The following is an 18,704-nucleotide window of genomic DNA, read 5'->3' as shown; positions in this document are numbered from 1 at the left end:
CGCTTGCCGGTCAGCGGCCCGGTTCAGGCGCGGGCAGCCTGGCGCCGGCGGGCAGGTGCGTCCCGTCCTCCACCCGCACGGCGTGGCCCAGCAGGGCGACGTCACCGGACCCCCCGACGCTGGCGCCGCGGCCCACCACGACGTCGTCGTCGACGACCGTCCTCTCCACCCGCGCCCCGGCCAGCACCCGCGCTCCAGGCAGCAGCACCGAGTCGACCACCTCGGCGCCCGCCTCGACCACCACGCCGGGGGAGAGGACCGAGCCGCGCACCGCACCGGCCACCAGCGCGCCCGAGGAGACCAGGCTGTTCTCCACGCGGGCACCGGCGAGTACCCGGGCAGCGCTGCGCCGCCCTCCGCGGGTGAGGACCGGCCACGCGGGGTCGTCCAGGTCCAGCGGTGGGTCCAGGTCGAGCAGCTCCTGGTGGGCCGTCCAGTAGGCCGCCACCGTCCCCAGGTCGCGCCAGTAGCCCCGCTGGGGGTGGGCGCGGGCGGCGCCGTCGGCCACCAGCTGCGGCAGCAGCGCGTGCCCGAGGTCACCCAGGCCGCCGTCGCCGTCCCCGGCGTCGTCCTCACCGCGCCGCACGGCCGCGGCCAGTCCCTCCAGCCGCTCCAGCACCCTGGTGGGGTCGAAGGCAAACACCTCGGTGGTGACCACGTCGCTGTCCGGCTCCTGCGGCTTGTACTCGTACCGCTGCACCCGTCCCGAGGACGTCGCGCCGTCCGGCGCGGTGGGCGAGGGCGCTCCCTCCACCTCGACGACGCCGTAGCGGGAGGCCTCCTGGCGGTCCACCCGGGTGGTCACCATCGTCGCCTCGGCGCCGGAGTCGAGGTGGGCCTCGACGACGTCGGCCAGGTCGAGGGTGTACGCGGCGTCCGAGCTCATCACCAGCAGCACCTCAGGGCCGTGCTGGCGCACCAGCTCGGCGTTGCGCCACAGGGAGTCAGCGGTGCCGGTGTGCCAGCCCTCGCGGGGGGTGCCGCGGTGGGGAGGCAGCACCATCAGGCCGCCGCTGGTGCGGTCCAGGTCCCAGGGACGGCCGTTGGCCAGGTGGTCGGCCAGGGAGGCGGGGTGGAACTGCACGACCACCCACACGTCGCTGATGCCCGAGTGCGCGCAGTTGCTGAGCGCGAAGTCGACCATCCGGTGGGTGCCGGCGACGGGGACCGCTGCCTTGGCGCGGTGCTCGGTCAGCAGCTCCAGACGGCTGCCGGCGCCGCCGGCCAGCACCAGGGCCAGGACGCGCGGGTGGGCCATCGCCCAGTCCTACTCCCGGCCGGCTGCTGCTGCCACCCCTCCGCGACCCGGGCTGCACCGGCAAGGCCACAAGACCGCTGCGCTGCCTGCTGGGCGTCCACGCCTGGCGGACCGGGCGGACCGAGGACGGCGAGGACTTCCAGCGCTGTGCACGCTGCCACCGCGACCGCTCCGGCGCGATGGACGCGCCGGCGCAGGACGCCTACGGCCGCGCACGCGGCTTCTTCGGCGGGTCCGCGTAGCCGACGCACCACCTCGGTCGGACGGGGGTGACCTCGATCCGACGGTCAGCGCAGACCCGGTGCGCTCGCCTTCGGCAGGTCAGGCGCAGTGCTCCAACGCTGCTGGAAGCTCACCCGCCAGCCGTACTACCGCTGGCTCGCTGCCCCACTCACCAACCGCGACGTCGAGGCGGCCTACCTGGCCGACGCCGTCTTCGAGGCTCACCGCGCCGACCCGGAGTTCGGTTACCGGCTGCTGGCCGATGAGGTCCGCGAGGTCGGCCACGACCGCTGTGACAGGACGGTGTGGCGCATCTGCGCCGACAACGGTTGGTGGTCGGCGTTCGGCAAGAAGCGCGCCCTGAACGGCAAGAAGCCGGGCCCGCCAGCCCACGAGGACCGGGTGCGCCGAGACTTCACCGCGACGGCGCCGAACCGGCTGTGGCTGACCGACATCACCGAACACCGCACCGATGAGGGCAAGGTCTACCTCTGCGCCATCAAGGACGTCTACTCCGGGCGGATCGTGGGCTACTCCGTCAGCGACCGGATGAAGTCCGCCTGGCCGTGGACGCTCTGAGCGGCGCCGTCGCCCGCCGTGGCGGCACCGACGCGGTGGCCGGGTGCGTCGTGCACTCGGATCGAGGGTCGCAATCCCGATCAAGGAGATTTCTGGCCGAGCTGCGCCGTCATGACTTGGCCGGATCGATGGGGCAGGTCGCTTCGGCTGGGGACAACGCGGCGATGGAGTCCTTCTTCGCGCTGTTGCAGAAGAACGTGCTGGACCGGCGTCGCTGGGCCACTCGCCAGGACCTGCGATTGGCGATCATCACTTGGATCGAGAGGACCTACCACCGTCGGCGTCGTCAGGTCCGGCTGGGTCGTCTGACGCCGGTGGAGTACGAGACCATCAACAGCACTCAGGTGGCACTTGCCGCCTGAGCCCCGCTGTCACCTGTTCGTGCAGCAGACCCCGCCGTGGTTCCCCGCGCTCGACCCGGTCTTGGCTTCCCCTGTCTTGCGCGATCTGACGCTTGAGCAGCCACCTCGAGACCTCACCGCCCGCCTCACCGCGCCGCTTGAGCACCTGCGCCTGCTCAGCGCCCGCAAGCTCGCCACCGTCCCGGTCCTGGCCTGCGCCGACACCCTCACCTCGTTGGAGATGGGTCTGGTGAGCGCCAAATGTTGCCCCACGTTGCTCTGCGTGGCTCACAGCGGTTCGGCGGAGCGCGGTCGTCATCGCCGAGCTGTGCAGAGATGCAACGGCGTGTCTACATCCCGGGCGTGTCGCAAGTCGATCGCTATGCGCACGCTGCCTGTCGACGCCTGTGCGCCGTCGGGCGGACTGCCACCAGAAGCAGCGTGCATACCCGTGGACACCGCCGCAGGCGTTCGAGCCGAACGCCGGCGCGGTCAGCCGTCGACTAGCACAGAGACGCCCAGGCAGATGCAACGCTCAGGTGCCTCTCGACGTCATGCTCGTACCCCAGCGAAGCCGATTCAGGAGTGCTGATGCGTCTACGCATGGCTCTGTCAGTCGTAGTACTGCTCGCATGCGCTGCGGGCGTCTCAGGCTGCTCCTCATCGGGAGCGCAGCTCACGCTGGATGACGGCACGTCGGTCTTCGTGGGTGCGAAGTACAGCGGCGCCGTGCCCGCGATCGGCGTTCCCGGAACCATCGTCCGGCTCGACGGCGACTGCTGGGGACTCGATGACGGAGGCTCGACCCCTAAGGTCCTGGTCCTCGAGCACGGCACGACCGTCTCCGAGGACGGCAGGGGGGTCGTGACTCCCGATGGGGTTGAGCTGCACGTCGGTGATGACATCTACGGAGGTAGCGGGGGAGGTGGCATCTCCGACAACGGCCTCGTGGAGCAGTGGCGCAAGGAGCTGCCGGCGTGCTTTGCGAGGCGGGGTCTTGCGGCGGTGAGCTTCATCGACCCTCTGGACTCCTAGCCAGCCGGTGGCTCGGCTCGGCTGAGGACTGCGCCGCGGTCGACGTCTCGCCGACCAACATGCTCCGGCGGGTGTCTCGCCGACCACCGCTCACCGCCCGCATCAGAGGGCGTTGCGGCGCGCTGGTGCTCGAGGCCACCGTCCGTCGCAGATGGGATCCCCGACCGGTCGGCGGCACGCTGACCATCGCTGTGCGGGCTGCCTTCGGCAGGGGATTTCCGACCGGTCCGGCCTAGGAACTTGATCGCTCAGGTCCCGACGGTCGCCGGGCTCGCCAGAGGCTCGTCCTGACGATCAGCCGCGTACCGTCCGCCGGTGTTGGCCCGGACTGATGCCGGCAACAGCGCGGAAGTCCCGCGTCAGGTGGGCCTGATCGGTGTACCCCAACCGCGAGGCCATCTCGGCGAGGCCCTCATCGGTGCTGGCCAATGCCAGCGCCACTTCCTGCAACCTGACGCGGCGAGCCACCCATTTTGGCCCTCGCCCCAGCGTGCTCGACAACGCCCGCTGCACCGAGCGCTGCGAAACGCCCACCACCTCGCCCAGTGCCTCACCTGCGCGCGGGTGCACCTCAGCCCGCAGCCGCTGCACCACGCGGTTGGCCAGCAGCTGCGCAGAGCCCGGTGCTCGCTCAGCCAGCGCGGCTGCGAGCACCTCATCAGCGAGTTGAACCCGGTCAGCCACTGTCGAGGCCCCCGCGATGGCCGCCATCATGCGGTGCAGTCGCGCGTCCAACTGTTCAGTGACGGGTACGACTGCGTCGACCAGCAGGTGCGCGTCCAGGTCGCTGACCACCGCCAGGCCAGCGGGCTGCAGGCGGACGGCGAAGACGTCACCGGATCCGGTCAGGGTGCGTTGCCAGGCGCGGGTCGCGGGACCGGTCAGGACTAGCGGCGCCGGCACCTCACCGGCCTCGATCGTCAGCGTGATCGCGGGAACGTCGATGATCCGCTCGGTGATCGGTGTGGGCAGCTGCCAGCGCACGTGCCAGTACCGGTCCACCACCTCTTCCAAGCCTGGGGTGGGGTGGACCCAGCCCGGCTCGTACAGGGCCAACCGGCTTGGGACCAGCGCTCCGGTGCGCTCAGTGACACCGATCGGCTGATCTGGCTGCTGCGGCACCTGTGTCGCCTTTCGCCAAGACCTTCTCGGACGTGGTGAAGAGGATGCTGTCCCATGAGCACGAGGCCGGGTGTGCACACCACCGACTACCGCGCCACCTTCATCCAGGTGGCCGAGGACTGCCCCGTCAGCGCCGCAGAGGTGCCGGGGCTGCGCGCAGGTCGGGCGACGGTGGCGAGCCTGCAGTACGAGCTGATCAGTGAGCATCCGTATGAGCTGACCAGCGATGACGTGCTGTTCACCGTGCACGCCGACCGGCAGGGCGTGACCGAAGAGGATCGTCCGGCGGCCCGGGTGGAGTTCTTCGCCAGGGCGCAGGCGTGCTTGCGGGCGTCGCCCCTGGGCAAGCGGCACGGCTGGGGCATCCACAGCGATGAGGACGGCCGAGTGGCACTGGTGCCGCTGGGTTCGGCGCAGTACGCGGCGCTGGCTGCGGACCCCTCCCTCAAGCAGCTCCGGGCCATGCGATCCAAGCGCGCGTAATCGGCTGATACCGCCGCCCTCCGTCGCACGCTGACCATCGCCGTCCGGGCTGCCTTCGGCAGGGGATCCTCATCCAAGCGAGGTCGTACTGGTCCTGGCTGGAAGCCAGTCCGCCGCCCGCACACCGTGGCCAGTCCGGGGCGGCGCGACACGTTGCCGGGGGCGTTGTCCATCAGTGAGCGGCCTGCTGAGGCTGGCGACCGCGCCGTGCCAGGTCACTGGGAAGGTGACCTGATCTTGGGGTCGAACTGCCGATCAGCGATCGGGACGCTGGTCGAACGTGCTACCCGGTACGTGCTGCTGGTGCACCTGCCCGGTGGGCATGACGCCCCCGCGGTGGCGCAGGCGCTGACGGCGACGATCCAGACGTTGCCGGCTCACCTGCGGCGGTCGCTGACGTGGGACCGGGGCACGGAGATGGCCCAGCACGCGCAGGTCACGCTGGCCACCGACATGGCGATCTACTTCTGCGACCCGAACTCCCCGTGGCAGCGGGGCTCGAATGAGAACACTGTGAGTGTGGGAGTGGCCCGGGAGGGCTGGCCGGGCACAGTGGTGCCGGCAGCGTGAGGTGACCCTCGAGAACACTGGCCACCCGAGCGTGCTCGGGTGTGCCCTTCTTTTGACCTGTCCCTCAGGCTGCCGGCACCGGCCTGGCCCACTCGTCTTGGCTTGATCAGGAGCCTGTCCGCCGCACGGCGTGACCCTTCACAGTGCTGCCGCGACCAGTGACCTCTTCCCAGGCCGGCACCGACGGCGTCGCCCGATGGGAAGGACAACGCGATGGTCATGCTGGCAGAGCACTACGACTACGTCATCGGAGGAGACCCCGACCGCGACACCATCGACCTGGCCGTCCTGCACGCCGCCAGCGGCGCAGTGCAGGTCCACGTGGTCGAACCCGCCAACGCCGGCGGCTACGCCCGGCTGCTGACCTGGGCCCGCACCCACGCCCGGGGTCGACGGGGATCCTCGACCGCGGCAAGCGGCGCATCGAGCTCGACCTGCACGACCCCCAGGACCGAGAGCGAGCGCGGGCACTGGCTGCGGACGCGCACGTCGTCATCGAGAACTTCAGGCCAGGGGTGATGGACGGCTGGGGACTCGGTCCAGAGGATCTGCGCCGCGGGAACGACGGACTCATCTACGTCTCGCTGCCCGGCTACGCAGCCAGCGACCCGAGGGCCGACCTGCCCGCCTGGGAGGGGGCGGTCCTGGCTGAGTCGGGGCTGCTGACGGACCTGTCCTTCTGGGGCGCAGCCTTCTCCCTGACACCGGTGTTCACCGCCCTGCCGCTGCCCTCCGTGTACGCGGCGCTGCACGCCTCCATCGGCACCGTCGCAGCGCTGGTCGGCCGCGCGCGCGACGGACACGGTGATCACGTGACCGCTCCGCTGCTCGACGCCGCGATGTCCGCAGCGGCGGGCCCCCTGCTGCGCACCGTGGGGCAGCCGAAGCGCTACAACGAGCCGGCGCTGCCGACCCGCCTCATCGACGGCCTCGACCTGCGGACGCTCCCTCCCGGGCTCGCTGCCGGAGCGTCACGGGTCCTCAACGGACAGATGCCCCCGTGGTTCCGCAACTACCGGTGCGCCGACGGCCGCGACCTCTTCGTGATCGTCATCGACAACCAGAACCACATCGACAAGCTGCTGAGGGCGCTGGAGCTCGACGCGTTCGCCGCCGACGTCGGGCTGCAGCGCGGCGACGTGCTCGACGCGCCGCCGCTGAAGGACAACGTCTACGCCTACCGGAGCAACACCAGAGCCCTCAAGCGCCTGCAGCGCAGGATGCAGGGCCTCTTCGCCACCCGCCCGGCGGCCCACTGGGAGCAGGTGCTGGGTGAGGCCGGCGTCCCCTGCGCGATGCAGCGGACGACGAACGAGTGGCGAGCGCTCAGCCCGGTGCAGGACTCCGGGCTCGTCGTCACGCACCGCTCCGCCGACGGGACGACCTTCGGTGCCCCGGGCCTGGTCGCAGACGTGCACGGCGACGGGGTCGACACTGCGGAGCTCTCCATCGACGCCGCCCCGGCACCCTTCAACGGGTGGCTCACCGCCGAGGAGCCGGTCTTCGCGTCTCCGACCATCGACGCCGAACCCCAGCCGCCGCTGGCGGGGATGAAGGTCCTCGACTTGGCGAACGTCATCGCGGGGCCGACAGTCAGCCGCACGCTCGCCGAGCTCGGTGCCGACGTGCTCCACATCGACCCGGTGACGCCCAGGATGGGGCCGCGGATGCTGCTCTGGATCGGGCAGGAGGTCAACCAGGGCAAGCGCTCCGCAGCCGTCGACCTCACCACGGGGGCGGGTGACGCCTTGATGGAGCGGCTGCTCCGCGAGGTCGATGCGGTCGTCTACAACAAGCTCCCCTCACAGGCCCAGAAGCTTGGTGCCGCACCGGCCCAGGTGCATGCGGCCAACCCCGCGGTCGTCGTCAGCGCCGTCACCGCATGGGGTGGATCGCGGTCCGGCGGCTGGGAGGACCGGCCCGCCTACGACCCCGCCATCCAGGCGGGTACGGGTGTGATGTCCCGCTACGGCGGGCTGGCCGCCCCTGCCGTGCACGGCGTCGCCGCCTGCATCGACTACGCCACCGGCTTCGCGGGCGCCTTCGGCACCCTCGTCGGGCTGTGGGCCCGCACGCAGGGCGCCACGGAGGTCGTGTGCCGCACCTCGCTCGCCCGCATCGCCGGATGGGTGCAGCTGCCCTTCATGATTGGTGACGTGGTGGACGAGCCGACGGGGCTCACCTCGGGAGGCTGGTCGGCCACCGACCGGCTGCTGCGCACCGAGGACGGCTGGGTCTACCTGGCGCTGCCCGCTGCGGCGTGGTCCTCGTCGCGTGCCGCTCTCAGCCATGCTTTCGGCGTCCCGTTGTGCCCCGAACAGCAGCAAGCAGCACCGCAGGTCGCACGGGCGCTCAAGGCGTTGCCCACGGCCGACGCCGTCCGCCAGCTGCGCGCAGCCGGTCTCAGCGTCGGCGAGGTGAAGGACGTCGGACGGCTCCGCCGGGACGCCCGGCACACCGCCCAGCAGGACCTGTCCATCCACGAAGAGACGTCCGGGGACGTCCTCCTCGTCGACCAGGGTCCTGGCCGAGGGCCGGTGTACCTCCCCAACCCCACGTGGCTGCGGTGGTCCGGACGGCCGCGCGGACGGCTCAGCACCAGCCCGCTCCCAGGTGCGCAGACCCGAGCGGTCCTCAAGGAGCCTGGCCTGCTGGCCGAGACGAGCGCTTGGTCGCGCGGAGGCGCGGTTTCAGGCTCCTGGTCGCTGCCCACTGGTCCACTGCCGCAGTAGGACGGACCCCTGTCGAGTGCCTCGAGCCGTCTCCGGCGGTGGAGGTGACCGGGGCAGAGGCACCTGACGACGAAGGGCCGCCCGTGCGTCAGCGACGCTGACGCACGGGCGGCCCTTCGTCAGAGCCGGGCCAGGCTCGTGATGTCCTCCTGGAACTCCGCGGCGGCCTCGGCCGACACCGTGGCGCGGGTGCTGGCCACGGCGCGCAGGTAGTCCTGCGTGGTGGGTCCTTCGCCAGTGAGGGCAGTGGGATCGGACCCGGTGGCCATCGCGTGCTCCATCGCTGACTGCGAGGCGCGCCGCGCAGCGAACTCGATGTCAGCGGGAGAGAAGCCCTCACTGGAGGCCACAACGTCAGCCAGGTCGACCCGCCCATCAGCCCCAGCAGGCAGGTAGGCCTGCCAGATCGCGCGGCGCGCGGCGGCGTCGGGCAGCCCGATGGGCAGCACGTAGTCGAACCTGCCGTGGCGCAGGAACGCCCCGTCGATGGCGCGGATGAAGTTGGTGGCGCACACCAGCAGCCGCCCGGGCTGCTCCCTGAACGCGGGGATGAGCTTGAGCAGCTCGTTGGTGACCCCCTGCAGCGGCGAGGGCGGCTCCCCGCCGCGGCGACCGGCGATCTCCTCGACCTCGTCGATGAAGACCACCACGTGCTCCAGCGCCGCGATCTTGGCGAAGGTCTCCCGCAGGGCGCCAGCCAGGCCCGCGGGGTCGGCGGCCAGCCGGGAGGGGAAGACCTCCACGAACGGCCACTCCAGGCGAGAGGCGATGGCCTTGGCGAAGGTCGTCTTGCCCGTCCCCGGTGGGCCGAAGAGCACCACGGCCCGCGGCGGTGCCACCCCGAACCGGTCCGCGACCTCAGGGTGCGCCAGCGGCACCACCAGGCGCCGCTCCAGCAGGCCCTTCTCCTCCGTCATGCCTCCGATGGCGTCCCAGCGGTCACGCGGGAGCATCCGCCCGCCCAGCTCGGCCAGCAGGGCGACCTCCGCGCGTTGCAGGGGCAGGTCTCGCTCGAGGTAGTGCAGGTCCTTAAGCGCGCGAAAGCCCTGGCGGTGGAAGGCGTCTAGGCCCACCGGGTCGTCAGTGAGCAGGGCAGACAGCTTCGTCAGCCCAGTACCCGTCATCTCCCGCTCGAGGGCAGCGAGCAGTCGGTCACCGAGGGACTCGTGACCGGGGGCGGTGCCCAGGAAGACCACCCAACCCTGGGCGTGGGCGGCGCGCCCCACCACGGCGCCGACCAGCCGACCGGCCGCGTGGGCGACGACGGCGTGGTCCTTCTCGCAAGAGGCCAGCACCTCGGCCAGCCCGTACACGGGCTGCCCGGCCGAGCGGCTGGACGCCTCCCACAGGGCCAGGACGCCCTCGACGTCGTCGGCGTGGAAGGAACGCAGCGTCACCTGGCTCACATCAGCTCCTCTGCAGGTCGGAGTGCGCCTCACGGTCTGTGTTGGAAGGCGCCTCGTGCTCGATCACTGTCCGCGCCCTCAGGTCCGGCGGGCGGGCAATCAGCTCCGGTCCTGACGAGGTCACCCTTCCGGTGACGTCGCCCGCCAGCCGTTCCGCGGGACGTCAGCCCTGGTACTCGGCGACCAGCTCCCGCTTGAGCACCTTGCCGCTGGGCCCCTGCGGCATCGCCTCCCGCACGTGCACCACCCGCGGGTACTTGTACGCGGCCAGGCGGGTGCGGGCCTCGGCCACCATGGCGTCGGGGTCGAAGGAGCGACCGGCCTCGGAGTCCTCCACGACGACGGCGGCGTGCACCTCCTGGCCGTGCTGCTCGTCGGCCACGCCGAAGACCGCCACCGACGCGACGCCCGGGTAGCGGACCAGGACCTCCTCCACCTCGCGGCAGTACACGTTGTAGCCGTTGCGGATGATCATGTCCTTGGCCCGGTCGACGATGCGGATGCGCCCGTCGGCGTCCTGGGTGGCGATGTCACCCGTGCGCAGCCACCCCTCCACGACCGCCTCGGCCGTCGCGTCGGGGTTGCCCAGGTAGCCCTTGAAGAGGTTGTGCCCGCGCACCACCAGCTCGCCGCGCTCCCCTGCCGGCACCGCAATGATGCGCTCGGGGTGGGCCAGGTCAGCGATGGCGGTCTCCACGCCCCACACCGCGTCGCCCACCGAGCCAGCGACCGCTGGGTCGCCGACCTTGTTGAAGGAGACGACCGGAGAGGTCTCGGTGAGGCCGTAGCCCTCGTGCACCGGGGCGCCGTACACCTGCTGGAACTTCTCCAGGACGGCCTCGGGCAGCGCGGCGCCGCCGGAGACGGCGTAGCGCAGGGCTGGTAGCTCCCCGCCGGCTTGGCGGTGAGGTCCGGCGGCCTGCAGCAGCGCGCCGAACATCGTGGGCACACCGATGAAGACGTTCGCGCGCTCGGTCTGCATGATCCTCAGCGCGGTGGACGGATCGAACTTCGGCAGCAGCAGCACGGTCGCGCCGATGCGGAAGGCGGTGTTCATGACGCACACCTGCCCGAAGGTGTGGAACAGCGGCAGGCCTCCGAAGACGACGTCTCCGGTGCGCATGTCGAAGCAGTCGATGAGCACGGCGTTGACGTTCTCGACGATCGCCAGGTGGCTGCCGACCGCGCCCTTGGGCCGCCCGGTGGTGCCGGAGGTGTAGAGCACGGTGGCGGGCGCCAGCGGAGGAGTCGGCACGAGCCTGTCCAGGGGCTCGACGGTGCGGGCCTCGTCCTCCAGGCGCGCAGCTGGCACCTTCTCGCGCAGCTCGTCGGGCACGAGCAGCGTCACCACCGGCACGCCAGCGGCCGCGGCCGCGGGCAGAGCTGCCGCCAGCACGGGAGCAGCGGCCACCACGAGGGTGGCCCCGGAGTCGCGCAGGACGTGCTCGACCTCGTCGGCGGTGAAGAGCAGGTGGACGGGCACGACGACGGCGCCCAGGGCCAGCACTCCGAAGTAGACGCGAGGAAAGTCCGGGGTGTTGGGCACCAGGACAGCGACCCGGTCGCCAGGACCGACGCCACGGGCGCGAAGCGCTCCGGCGTACGCGCGGGCCTGATCCCACAGCTCGGCGTACGTGAAGAAGTCCTCACCGCAGACGACGGCGATGCGCTCGCCATGGCGCTGTGCGGAGGAGGCCAGCAGGGAGGCGACTGACAACGAGCCCAGGCCGGGACCCGTCAGGGCGTCCGCGCGCGGGTCCGGCCACGTCACCCCCCGGGTGTCAGCGGCCGAGGCCAGCTCATCGGTGGCCGCGTAATCGGCAGTTGCGGAGCTCATGGCGTCCTCTCTGTGGCCGTCATCGGTGACAGCCGCTCGTGTTGGCCTCTGGCAGGGTGGTGCCCTGGACACTGCGCTGCTGGCCGCTAGCAGCGCTCCAGGTGGGGCGTCGTCGGGCTCGCTCGGCTGGTGCGGCTGGCCGGTGTCAGGCGAAGGCGGACAGTCCGGTGATGGCGCGCCCGAGGATGAGCGCCTGCACCGACTCGGTGCCCTCGTAGGTGTGGATGGCCTCGACGTCGGCGAAGTGCCGGCCCACCCGGTGCTCCAGCAGGATGCCGTTGCCGCCCAGCAGGTCCCGCGCGTCGGACGCCATCCGGCGCGCGGTGCGCGTCGCGGTGTACTTCGCCATCGAGGCCTGCGGCCCGCTCAGCTGCCCGGCGGCGTCCAGCGCGGTGAACGCGACCAGGGTCGCCTGCAGACTCGTGAGGTCGGTGGCGGCGCGGGCCAGGCGCTCCTGCACCAGCTGGGAGGCGCCCAGCGGGCGGCCGAACTGGATGCGGCTCTTGGCGTAGTACACCGAAGCCTCGTAGCAGGCGGTGGCGTGCCCCAGCGCGTCCCACGCCACGCCCAGGCGGGTGGCCCGCAGCACTCTCGAGGTGTCCTTGAAGGTGCGGGCCCCGGGGAGGGCGCAGTCGTCGGGGACGAAGACGTCCTGCAGGCGGACGTGCGCCTGCCAGATGGCTCGCTGGGACACCTTGCCGGTGATCGTGGTCGCGCTGTACCCGGCGGACTCCTGGGGCACGACGTAGCCGTGGACCTCCTCGTCCTCGCCGCGGGCCCACACCACGGTGAGGCCCCCGGCGGAGCCGTTGCCGATCCACTTCTTCTCGCCGTTGAGCATCACTCCCCCGGGCACGCGCGTCGCCCGGGTCTCCAGGGAGACCGAGTCGGAACCGTGTGCGGGTTCGGTGAGGGCGAAGGCGCCCAGCAGCTCCCCGCGGGCCATGGGCCCGAGCCAGCGCTGGCGCTGCTCCTCGCTCCCCAGCAGGGCTATGGAGCGCATCGCCAGGCCGCCTTGCACAGCGAGCATGGTGGCGACTGAGCCATCGCCACGGGCCAGCTCCATGTGCACGAGGCAGGCGGCCAGGTGAGACATCGGCGGCGTCCCCTCGACCTCGAGGCCATCGCGCAGCAGGTCCAGCTCCCCCAAGCGACGCACGAGGTGCAGCGGGTAGTCGGCTCGGTCCCAGTAGCCGTCGATGACGGGCAGCACCTCGTCCTGGACGAAGGCACGGGCACGCTGGCGGTAGGCCTCATCCTCGGCAGGCAGGTGGGTGAGCACGCCTGCGAAGTCCGCATCGAGGGGCTCGCGCAGGCCGTAGTCGGCCTCGGGCGGCGTGGTCGTCGTCGTGGTCACCGGCGTCACCGACTCCTTCGATGGGACTGAGTGCCGAAGGAACGGTACTGAGTTTCACCGCTGTTGTCACTGCAGCGCGGTGCGCACGGCCTCAGCGATCTGGGCAGGGCTCCCCTCGCCCTGCACGCCGAGCACCACCACGCGCCCGCGGCCGGGCCGGTCGGCCAGCAGCAGCCCGGCCACGCGCTGCAGCCGCTCCCGCAGGTCCGCGGGGTCGGCGGCGGTCGCGTCCTCGGCGTCCAGCCACGTGCGCAGCACGCGGTTGTGCACGGCGACGACGGCGGCCGCGCAGCCGACGGCAGTGTCGCCGTCGTGCAGCGCGCGGACCAGGTGGCGGGCGAAGAGCACCTCGTAGCGGTGGGCCATGACGAGCTCGCGGTCGCGCAGCACCGGGTGACCGCGGACCAGGCGGTACCGGGCCCGAGAGACCTCCCCCAGGCTGACGTGGTGCTCGAAGACCGCGACCGCTGCATCGCAGACGGCGGCCACCGCCTCAGCGCTGGAGGCGGCCAGCTGAGCCTCCAACCCGGCCAGGAGCACCTCGTGGTCGGAGAAGACGACCTCCTCCTTCGACCCGAACCTGCGGAAGAAGGTGCTGCGGCTCACCCCTGCCGCTTCAGCGATCTCCTCGACCGACGCCTCGTCGTAGCCGCGCCTTGCGAACACCTCGACGGCTGCCGCCATCGGCGTGGGGACGGGGGGAGGAGCGAGCTCGGACGCCATGCCGCGCAGGCTACGGCGGCGACCCGCTCCCTCAGCCGGGCGCCGGAGCGGCGCAGCGGGCCCTGGCACTGCTCCTGGTGCAGGGCACCTCCAGGGCCGGGCTCAGCCCTTCGGAGCGTGCGACTCCAGGAAGTCGTACACCGCCGGGGTGTCCACCCCGCCGAAGGAGCCGACCGGGGTCGAGGCCAGCAGGCTCGCCGGAGTGCGCGGACTGGCCCACGAACGTCCCTCCCAACGTGTGGCGACGTCGGGCACGGCTCGCCGGCAGCACGCCGGGTCCGGGCAGGAGGACGCGGCCCGCTCCGTCGTGTCACGACCGCGGAACCACTTCACGTGCGCGTACGGCACCCCCAGCGCAACGGAGTGGTCGAGCCCCTCCCCCGCGCCGCCAGAGCCGGGCTGCGTGCGCGCGGTGCACCAGAACGTCCCCGCCGCGGTGTCGGTGTACTGGTGGTACGGGCTGAGCTGGTCGGCGATGTCGAACACCGTGCGCACCGTCCAGTGCCGGCACACCGGCTGCCCCTCGACCGCCCCCAGGGCGTCGGTGGGAAAGCGCACGCCGTCGTTCTCGTAGGCCTTCAGGATTCGCCCGGCCCGGTCCACCTTCATGAAGTGCACCGGCAGGTCCAGGTGCACGGTGGCCAGGTTGGTGAAGCGGTGCGCGGCGGTCTCGTACGGCACGGCGAACGCGTCGCGCAGGTCTTCCACCGACAGCTCCCGGTCTGCCTTGGCGCGGCGCAGGAAGGCCACGGCGGAGTCCTGCGGAAGCAGCAGGGCCGCCGAGAGGTAGTTCGACTCCACCCGCTGGCGCAGCAGCTGGGCGTACGAGCGCGGCTCGCCGTGTTCCAGCACGATGCTTCCCAGCGCCTGCAGCAGCACCGCGCGAGCATCACCAGAGCTCCCGGCGGCCCCCGAGCGGGCCGCGGGCAGGTAGATCCGGCCGTGCTCGAGGTCGGTGACGCTGCGCGTGGTGGGCGGCAGGTCGCCCACGTAGTGCAGTGAGAACCCCAGGAGGGTGGCCAGCCCTGCCGCACGGCCCTGCGAGAGCGGCCCACCGGTGTGCCCGACGGCGCGCAGCAGCTCGGCGGCGCGCTCCTCCAGCGCCGGCTCGTGGTTGTCGCGCTCCCGCATCTGCGCGCGCAGCTCGGCGTTGGCGCGGCGGGCCTCCTCCGGGGTGGCCGAGCGCTCGGCGTGCAGGCGCAGCACCTCCTCCTGCAGCCCGACCACGAGCTCCAGGACGTCGGTGGGCAGCCCCCGGCCCAACCGCACCTCGGGCAGTCCCAGACCGGCGAAGACGGCACCGCGCTGGTAGCGCTCCAGGGTGATCTCCAGCGCGTCGCGCCGGGTGGGCGGGGCCTCGACCAGCAGGTCGGCCAGGGTGCACCCGAGCGCCGCAGCGACGGCCTGCAGCACGGACAGCTTCGGCTCCCGCTTGCCGTTCTCCAGCACCGACACCTGGCTGGGCGCGCGCCCGACGGCGGCGGCCAGCTCCTCCAGCGTCATGCCCCGCGCGGTGCGCAGGTGTCGCACGCGGCGCCCCACGGTCAGGGCGTCCAGGCCCGCCTCGGGTGCGGTGGGTCGGGCGGTGGCGTCGGCGCTCACCGCGGCAGCCTGACAGACCGGTCCCGGTTCGCGGAAGCAGAAGAACGCTCGGACTTCTGCTCGACAGGGCCTGGTGACGGCGGGAAGCGGGCCCCAGAGTCATCTCACGACGACGAACCGTCGTCCTGCTGGCGGGTGACCCACTCCCACCGACCTCCCGCCCGGCGCTGCGCAGACCCGTGCAGCGCTGGGCGAGAACCCCCTTCACCGCCACCGCCGAGGAGACCGCCATGACCACGCTCGCCCCTCCGACGACCGAGCGCCCCACCACGGCCCCCGCCCCCGCCACCGCGGGACCGCTGCCGGGCGACCAGACCGAGACCGCCCAGCAGATCACCGCCCGCTGGGCCAGCGACCCGCGCTGGGCCGGCATCACCCGCACCCACACCGCCGAGGACGTCGTGGCGCTGCGCAGCTCGGTCGCCGTCGAGCACACCCTCGCCCGACGCGGCGCCGAGCGCCTGTGGCGCCAGCTGCACACCCGCGAGTGGGTGCCCGCCCTCGGTGCGCTCACCGGCAACCAGGCCGTCCAGCAAGTCCGCGCGGGCCTGGAGGCCATCTACCTGTCCGGCTGGCAGGTCGCCGCCGACGCCAACACCTCCGGGCACACCTACCCAGACCAGTCGCTCTACCCGGTCGACTCCGTCCCCACCGTGGTCCGGCGCATCAACAACGCCCTGCTGCGCGCCGACCAGATCGACAGGCTCGAGAACGGCGGGACGGCCACCCGCGACTGGCTCGCCCCGGTCGTCGCCGACGCCGAGGCCGGCTTCGGCGGACCGCTGAACGCCTACGAGCTCATGACGGCCATGATCGAGGCCGGCGCCGCCGGCGTGCACTGGGAGGACCAGCTCTCCTCGGCCAAGAAGTGCGGCCACCTCGGCGGCAAGGTGCTCGTCCCCACGTCCCAGCACCTGCGCACCCTGGCCGCGGCGCGCCTGGCCGCCGACGTCGCCGGGACCGACACGGTCATCATCGCCCGCACCGACTCCCTCGCCGCCGACCTCATCACCAGCGACGTCGACGAGCGCGACAGGCCCTTCCTCACCGGCGAGCGCACCGCGGAGGGCTTCTTCCGCACCCGCCCCGGAGAGGAGACCACGATCGTGCGCGGGCTCGCGTACGCCGAGGTCGCCGACCTGCTGTGGGTGGAGACGTCCGTGCCGGACCTCGACCTGGCCCGCCGCTTCTCCGAGGCGGTCCACGCGCGCTTCCCGGGCAAGCTGCTGGCCTACAACTGCTCGCCGTCCTTCAACTGGAGGCGCCACCTCGACGACGCCACCATCGCGCGCTTCCAGCGCGAGCTGGCGGCGATGGGCTACGCCTTCCAGTTCATCACCCTGGCCGGCTTCCACGCCCTCAACCACTCGATGTACCAGCTGGCCCGCGGGTACCGAGACCGCGCGATGAGCGCCTACGTGGAGCTGCAGGAGGCCGAGTTCACCGCCGAGGCCGACGGCTACACCGCCACCCGCCACCAGCGCGAGGTGGGAACCGGGTACTTCGACAGGGTCTCCACCGCCGTCGACCCCGCCAGCACCACCCTGGCGCTGCACGGCTCCACCGAGGCCGAGCAGTTCCACACCGACGCTGAGGGGCAGGTCCACGCATGAGCGCGCAGACCAGGCAGCACTCCCCCGACAGGCCCGACTACGGCGCGCGTGGTCCCGTGGCCCCGATGCGGCGCTGGTCCTCGCCTGCGACGGACAGCTCGGCCGTCTCCGTCTCCCACCCCCAGCACGGCGTCCAGGTGCTGGGCGGGCTGCCAGAGCGCGGAGAGGAGGTGCTCACCGACGAGGCCCTCGCCCTGATCGGTGAGCTGCACCGCCGCTTCGCCGGGCGCCGCCACGACCTGCTGACAGACCGCACCCAGCGCCAGGCCCGGATCGACGGCGGCCTCACCCCGGGCTTCCTGCCCGAGACCGCCCACGTCCGCGCCGACCCGGGCTGGCGCGTCGCTGGTCCCGGCCCGGGCCTGCAGGACCGGCGCGTCGAGATCACCGGACCGTGCGAGCCGAAGATGGCCGTCAACGCCCTCAACTCCGGAGCCCTGGTCTGGCTGGCTGACCTGGAGGACGCCAGCAGCCCCACGTGGAGCAACGTCATCACCTCCCAGCTCGTGCTGCGCGACGCCGTCCGCGGCCGCCTCACGCACACCGCCTCGGACGGCCGTCGCTACGACGTGCTCCCGGTCAGCCCCGACGGCCAGCCGCGAGAGGGGCACCGCACGGCAGACACGACGATCGTCGTTCGCCCACGGGGCTGGCACCTGACCGAGAAGCACCTGCGGATCGTCGACCCGCGTGACTCCACCGGTCAGGGCTGCCCTGCCTCGGCGTCACTGGTCGACTGGGCCCTGTACGCCACCGGCTGCGCCCGCGAGCTCGTGGATGCGGGCAAGGGACCGTACGCCTACCTGCCCAAGGTCCAGAGCCACCAGGAGGCGCGGCTGTGGAACGAGGTCTTCACCCTCACCGAGGAGCGCCTCGGCCTGAGCCACGGAACCATCAGAGCCACCGTCCTCGTGGAGACCATCCACGCCGCCTTCGAGATGGAGGAGGTCCTCTACGAGCTGCGCGACCACTGCGCCGGCCTCAACGCCGGCCGTTGGGACTACATCTTCTCGATCATCAAGACCTTCCGTGAGCGCGGCCCGGCCTGGACGCTGCCCGACCGGGCCGACGTCACGATGACCGTGCCTCCGATGGCCGCCTACGCCCAGCTGCTGGTGGAGACCTGTCACCGGCGCGGGGCGCAAGCGATCGGTGGGATGAGCGCCTTCATCCCCCAGCGCTCCGACCCCGCTGCCACCGCCAAGGCGCTGGAGAAGGTCCGCGCAGACAAGGAGCGCGAGGCGCGCATGGGCTTCGACGGCAGCTGGGTGGCCCACCCCGGCCTCGTCGAGGTCGCCCGGTCGGCCTTCGACGGGCGCGATGAGCGGTGGGCCCGCGGTGAGCTCGACCAGCTGCCAGAGCCCCTCCCGGCGGACCCGACGACGGCGGCTCGACTGCTCGACGTGGCCTCTGTGCCGGGACGAGTCACCTCCGACGGCCTGCGCACCAACGTCTCGGCGGCAGTGCGGTACGTCGCGGCGTGGCTCGGGGGAACCGGCGCCGTCGCCATCGACGGGCTCATGGAGGACGCCGCCACGGCGGAGATCTCCCGGGCCCAGGTGTGGCAGTGGGTCCGCTGGGGCGCTGTCACCGCCGATGACGGGCAGGTCGTCACCGCGCAGCGGGTCGAGCAGGTGCTGGACGACGTCGTGGAGTACCTGCCGCGACGCGAAGGAGACCACATCGACGAGGCAGCTGACATCTTCCGGGAGGTGGCCCTGGCCGAGGACTCCTTCCCCGCGTTCCTGACCACGGTGGCCTACGTCGGGCACCTGGTCGAGGTGCCGTGACGGGTGGGGTGGTGGTGCGGTCCCCCGCCGCCCA

The 18,704-nt window shown here is 72.1% G+C and carries 13 protein-coding genes and 2 pseudogenes; 8 read left to right on the top strand and 7 right to left on the bottom strand.

Translation table 11 applies throughout. The features are described from left to right. Window positions 1–10: 10 nt before the first annotated feature. Window positions 11–1,258 carry a glucose-1-phosphate adenylyltransferase family protein gene (locus ACUN9U_RS08300; protein WP_445484470.1) on the bottom strand — a complete coding sequence of 416 codons (1,248 nt, stop codon included), beginning with the start codon at window positions 1,256–1,258 and terminating at the stop codon, window positions 11–13. 327 nt (window positions 1,259–1,585) lie between these two features. Between ACUN9U_RS08300 and ACUN9U_RS08295 the strand changes: the two are divergent. After that, window positions 1,586–2,421: pseudogene (locus tag ACUN9U_RS08295) on the top strand (IS3 family transposase); the annotation flags it as partial. Window positions 2,422–3,003: 582 nt separating this feature from the next. Further along, entirely contained in the window at window positions 3,004–3,435 is a 432-nt protein-coding gene (locus ACUN9U_RS08290) for a hypothetical protein (RefSeq protein WP_445484469.1), read from the top strand. 294 nt (window positions 3,436–3,729) lie between these two features. Here the strand turns inward: ACUN9U_RS08290 and ACUN9U_RS08285 are convergent, their stop codons facing one another. After that, window positions 3,730–4,557: a helix-turn-helix domain-containing protein gene (locus ACUN9U_RS08285; protein ID WP_445484468.1), complete on the bottom strand. Its 828-nt coding sequence runs from the start codon at window positions 4,555–4,557 to the stop codon at window positions 3,730–3,732. Between the two features lie 54 nt (window positions 4,558–4,611). Between ACUN9U_RS08285 and ACUN9U_RS08280 the strand changes: the two genes are divergently transcribed. The 4 genes and pseudogenes from ACUN9U_RS08280 (at window position 4,612) to ACUN9U_RS08265 (ending at window position 8,342) form a co-directional block, all read left to right on the top strand. Continuing rightward, entirely contained in the window at window positions 4,612–5,040 is a 429-nt protein-coding gene (locus tag ACUN9U_RS08280; RefSeq protein ID WP_445484467.1) for a DUF6157 family protein, read from the top strand. 144 nt (window positions 5,041–5,184) lie between these two features. Then, window positions 5,185–5,553 (top strand): annotated as a pseudogene (locus ACUN9U_RS08275) (IS30 family transposase); the annotation flags it as partial. 270 nt (window positions 5,554–5,823) lie between these two features. Continuing rightward, a complete protein-coding gene (locus ACUN9U_RS08270) occupies window positions 5,824–6,129 on the top strand; it encodes a hypothetical protein (RefSeq protein WP_445484600.1) in 306 nt (101 codons plus the stop codon). Then, window positions 6,033–8,342, top strand: a complete 2,310-nt coding sequence (locus ACUN9U_RS08265; protein ID WP_445484593.1) for a CoA transferase — start codon at window positions 6,033–6,035, stop codon at window positions 8,340–8,342. Before ACUN9U_RS08270 ends, ACUN9U_RS08265 begins: the two co-directional genes overlap by 97 nt. 119 nt (window positions 8,343–8,461) lie before the next feature. Here the strand turns inward: ACUN9U_RS08265 and ACUN9U_RS08260 are convergent, their stop codons facing one another. From ACUN9U_RS08260 to ACUN9U_RS08240, 5 genes are all read right to left on the bottom strand, one after another. Further along, window positions 8,462–9,748, bottom strand: coding sequence for an ATP-binding protein (locus ACUN9U_RS08260; protein WP_445484466.1), 1,287 nt, complete (start codon window positions 9,746–9,748; stop codon window positions 8,462–8,464). A 163-nt stretch (window positions 9,749–9,911) separates the two neighbouring features. Beyond that, the gene (locus ACUN9U_RS08255) at window positions 9,912–11,585 is read right to left on the bottom strand and encodes a long-chain-fatty-acid--CoA ligase (RefSeq protein WP_445484465.1); all 1,674 of its coding nucleotides are present in this window, start codon (window positions 11,583–11,585) and stop codon (window positions 9,912–9,914) included. A gap of 145 nt (window positions 11,586–11,730) precedes the next feature. Further along, entirely contained in the window at window positions 11,731–12,942 is a 1,212-nt protein-coding gene (locus ACUN9U_RS08250; protein ID WP_445484464.1) for an acyl-CoA dehydrogenase family protein, read from the bottom strand. 66 nt (window positions 12,943–13,008) lie between these two features. Continuing rightward, window positions 13,009–13,665 (bottom strand): helix-turn-helix domain-containing protein, encoded by a 657-nt coding sequence (locus ACUN9U_RS08245; RefSeq protein ID WP_445484463.1) that lies wholly within the window; start codon window positions 13,663–13,665, stop codon window positions 13,009–13,011. A gap of 102 nt (window positions 13,666–13,767) precedes the next feature. Beyond that, on the bottom strand, window positions 13,768–15,267 hold the full coding sequence (locus ACUN9U_RS08240; RefSeq protein WP_445484462.1) for a helix-turn-helix domain-containing protein: 1,500 nt from the start codon (window positions 15,265–15,267) through the stop codon (window positions 13,768–13,770). Window positions 15,268–15,497: 230 nt separating this feature from the next. On the opposite strand from ACUN9U_RS08240, the gene aceA reads away from it, so the two are divergent. Further along, the gene (gene aceA, locus ACUN9U_RS08235) at window positions 15,498–16,880 is read left to right on the top strand and encodes an isocitrate lyase (protein WP_445484461.1); all 1,383 of its coding nucleotides are present in this window, start codon (window positions 15,498–15,500) and stop codon (window positions 16,878–16,880) included. Window positions 16,881–16,945: 65 nt separating this feature from the next. Beyond that, entirely contained in the window at window positions 16,946–18,670 is a 1,725-nt protein-coding gene (aceB, locus tag ACUN9U_RS08230) for a malate synthase A (protein WP_445484592.1), read from the top strand. Window positions 18,671–18,704 lie beyond the last annotated feature (34 nt).

The sequence above is a fragment of the Quadrisphaera sp. KR29 genome (assembly GCF_052644995.1).
Note: the sequence above shows the minus strand (reverse complement) of the source record. Positions and strands in the feature narration are given on the sequence as shown.

Bases quoted from the DNA above. Each gene is read 5' to 3' on its own strand.
- ACUN9U_RS08300 (WP_445484470.1), bottom strand. From the start codon at position 1,258: ATGGCCCACCCGCGCGTCCTGGCCCTGGTGCTGGCCGGCGGCGCCGGC.
- aceA (WP_445484461.1), top strand. From the start codon at position 15,498: ATGACCACGCTCGCCCCTCCGACGACCGAGCGCCCCACCACGGCCCCC.
- ACUN9U_RS08290 (WP_445484469.1), top strand. From the start codon at position 3,004: ATGGCTCTGTCAGTCGTAGTACTGCTCGCATGCGCTGCGGGCGTCTCA.
- aceB (WP_445484592.1), top strand. From the start codon at position 16,946: ATGCGGCGCTGGTCCTCGCCTGCGACGGACAGCTCGGCCGTCTCCGTC.
- ACUN9U_RS08270 (WP_445484600.1), top strand. From the start codon at position 5,824: ATGGTCATGCTGGCAGAGCACTACGACTACGTCATCGGAGGAGACCCC.
- ACUN9U_RS08255 (WP_445484465.1), bottom strand. From the start codon at position 11,585: ATGAGCTCCGCAACTGCCGATTACGCGGCCACCGATGAGCTGGCCTCG.
- ACUN9U_RS08245 (WP_445484463.1), bottom strand. From the start codon at position 13,665: ATGGCGTCCGAGCTCGCTCCTCCCCCCGTCCCCACGCCGATGGCGGCA.
- ACUN9U_RS08280 (WP_445484467.1), top strand. From the start codon at position 4,612: ATGAGCACGAGGCCGGGTGTGCACACCACCGACTACCGCGCCACCTTC.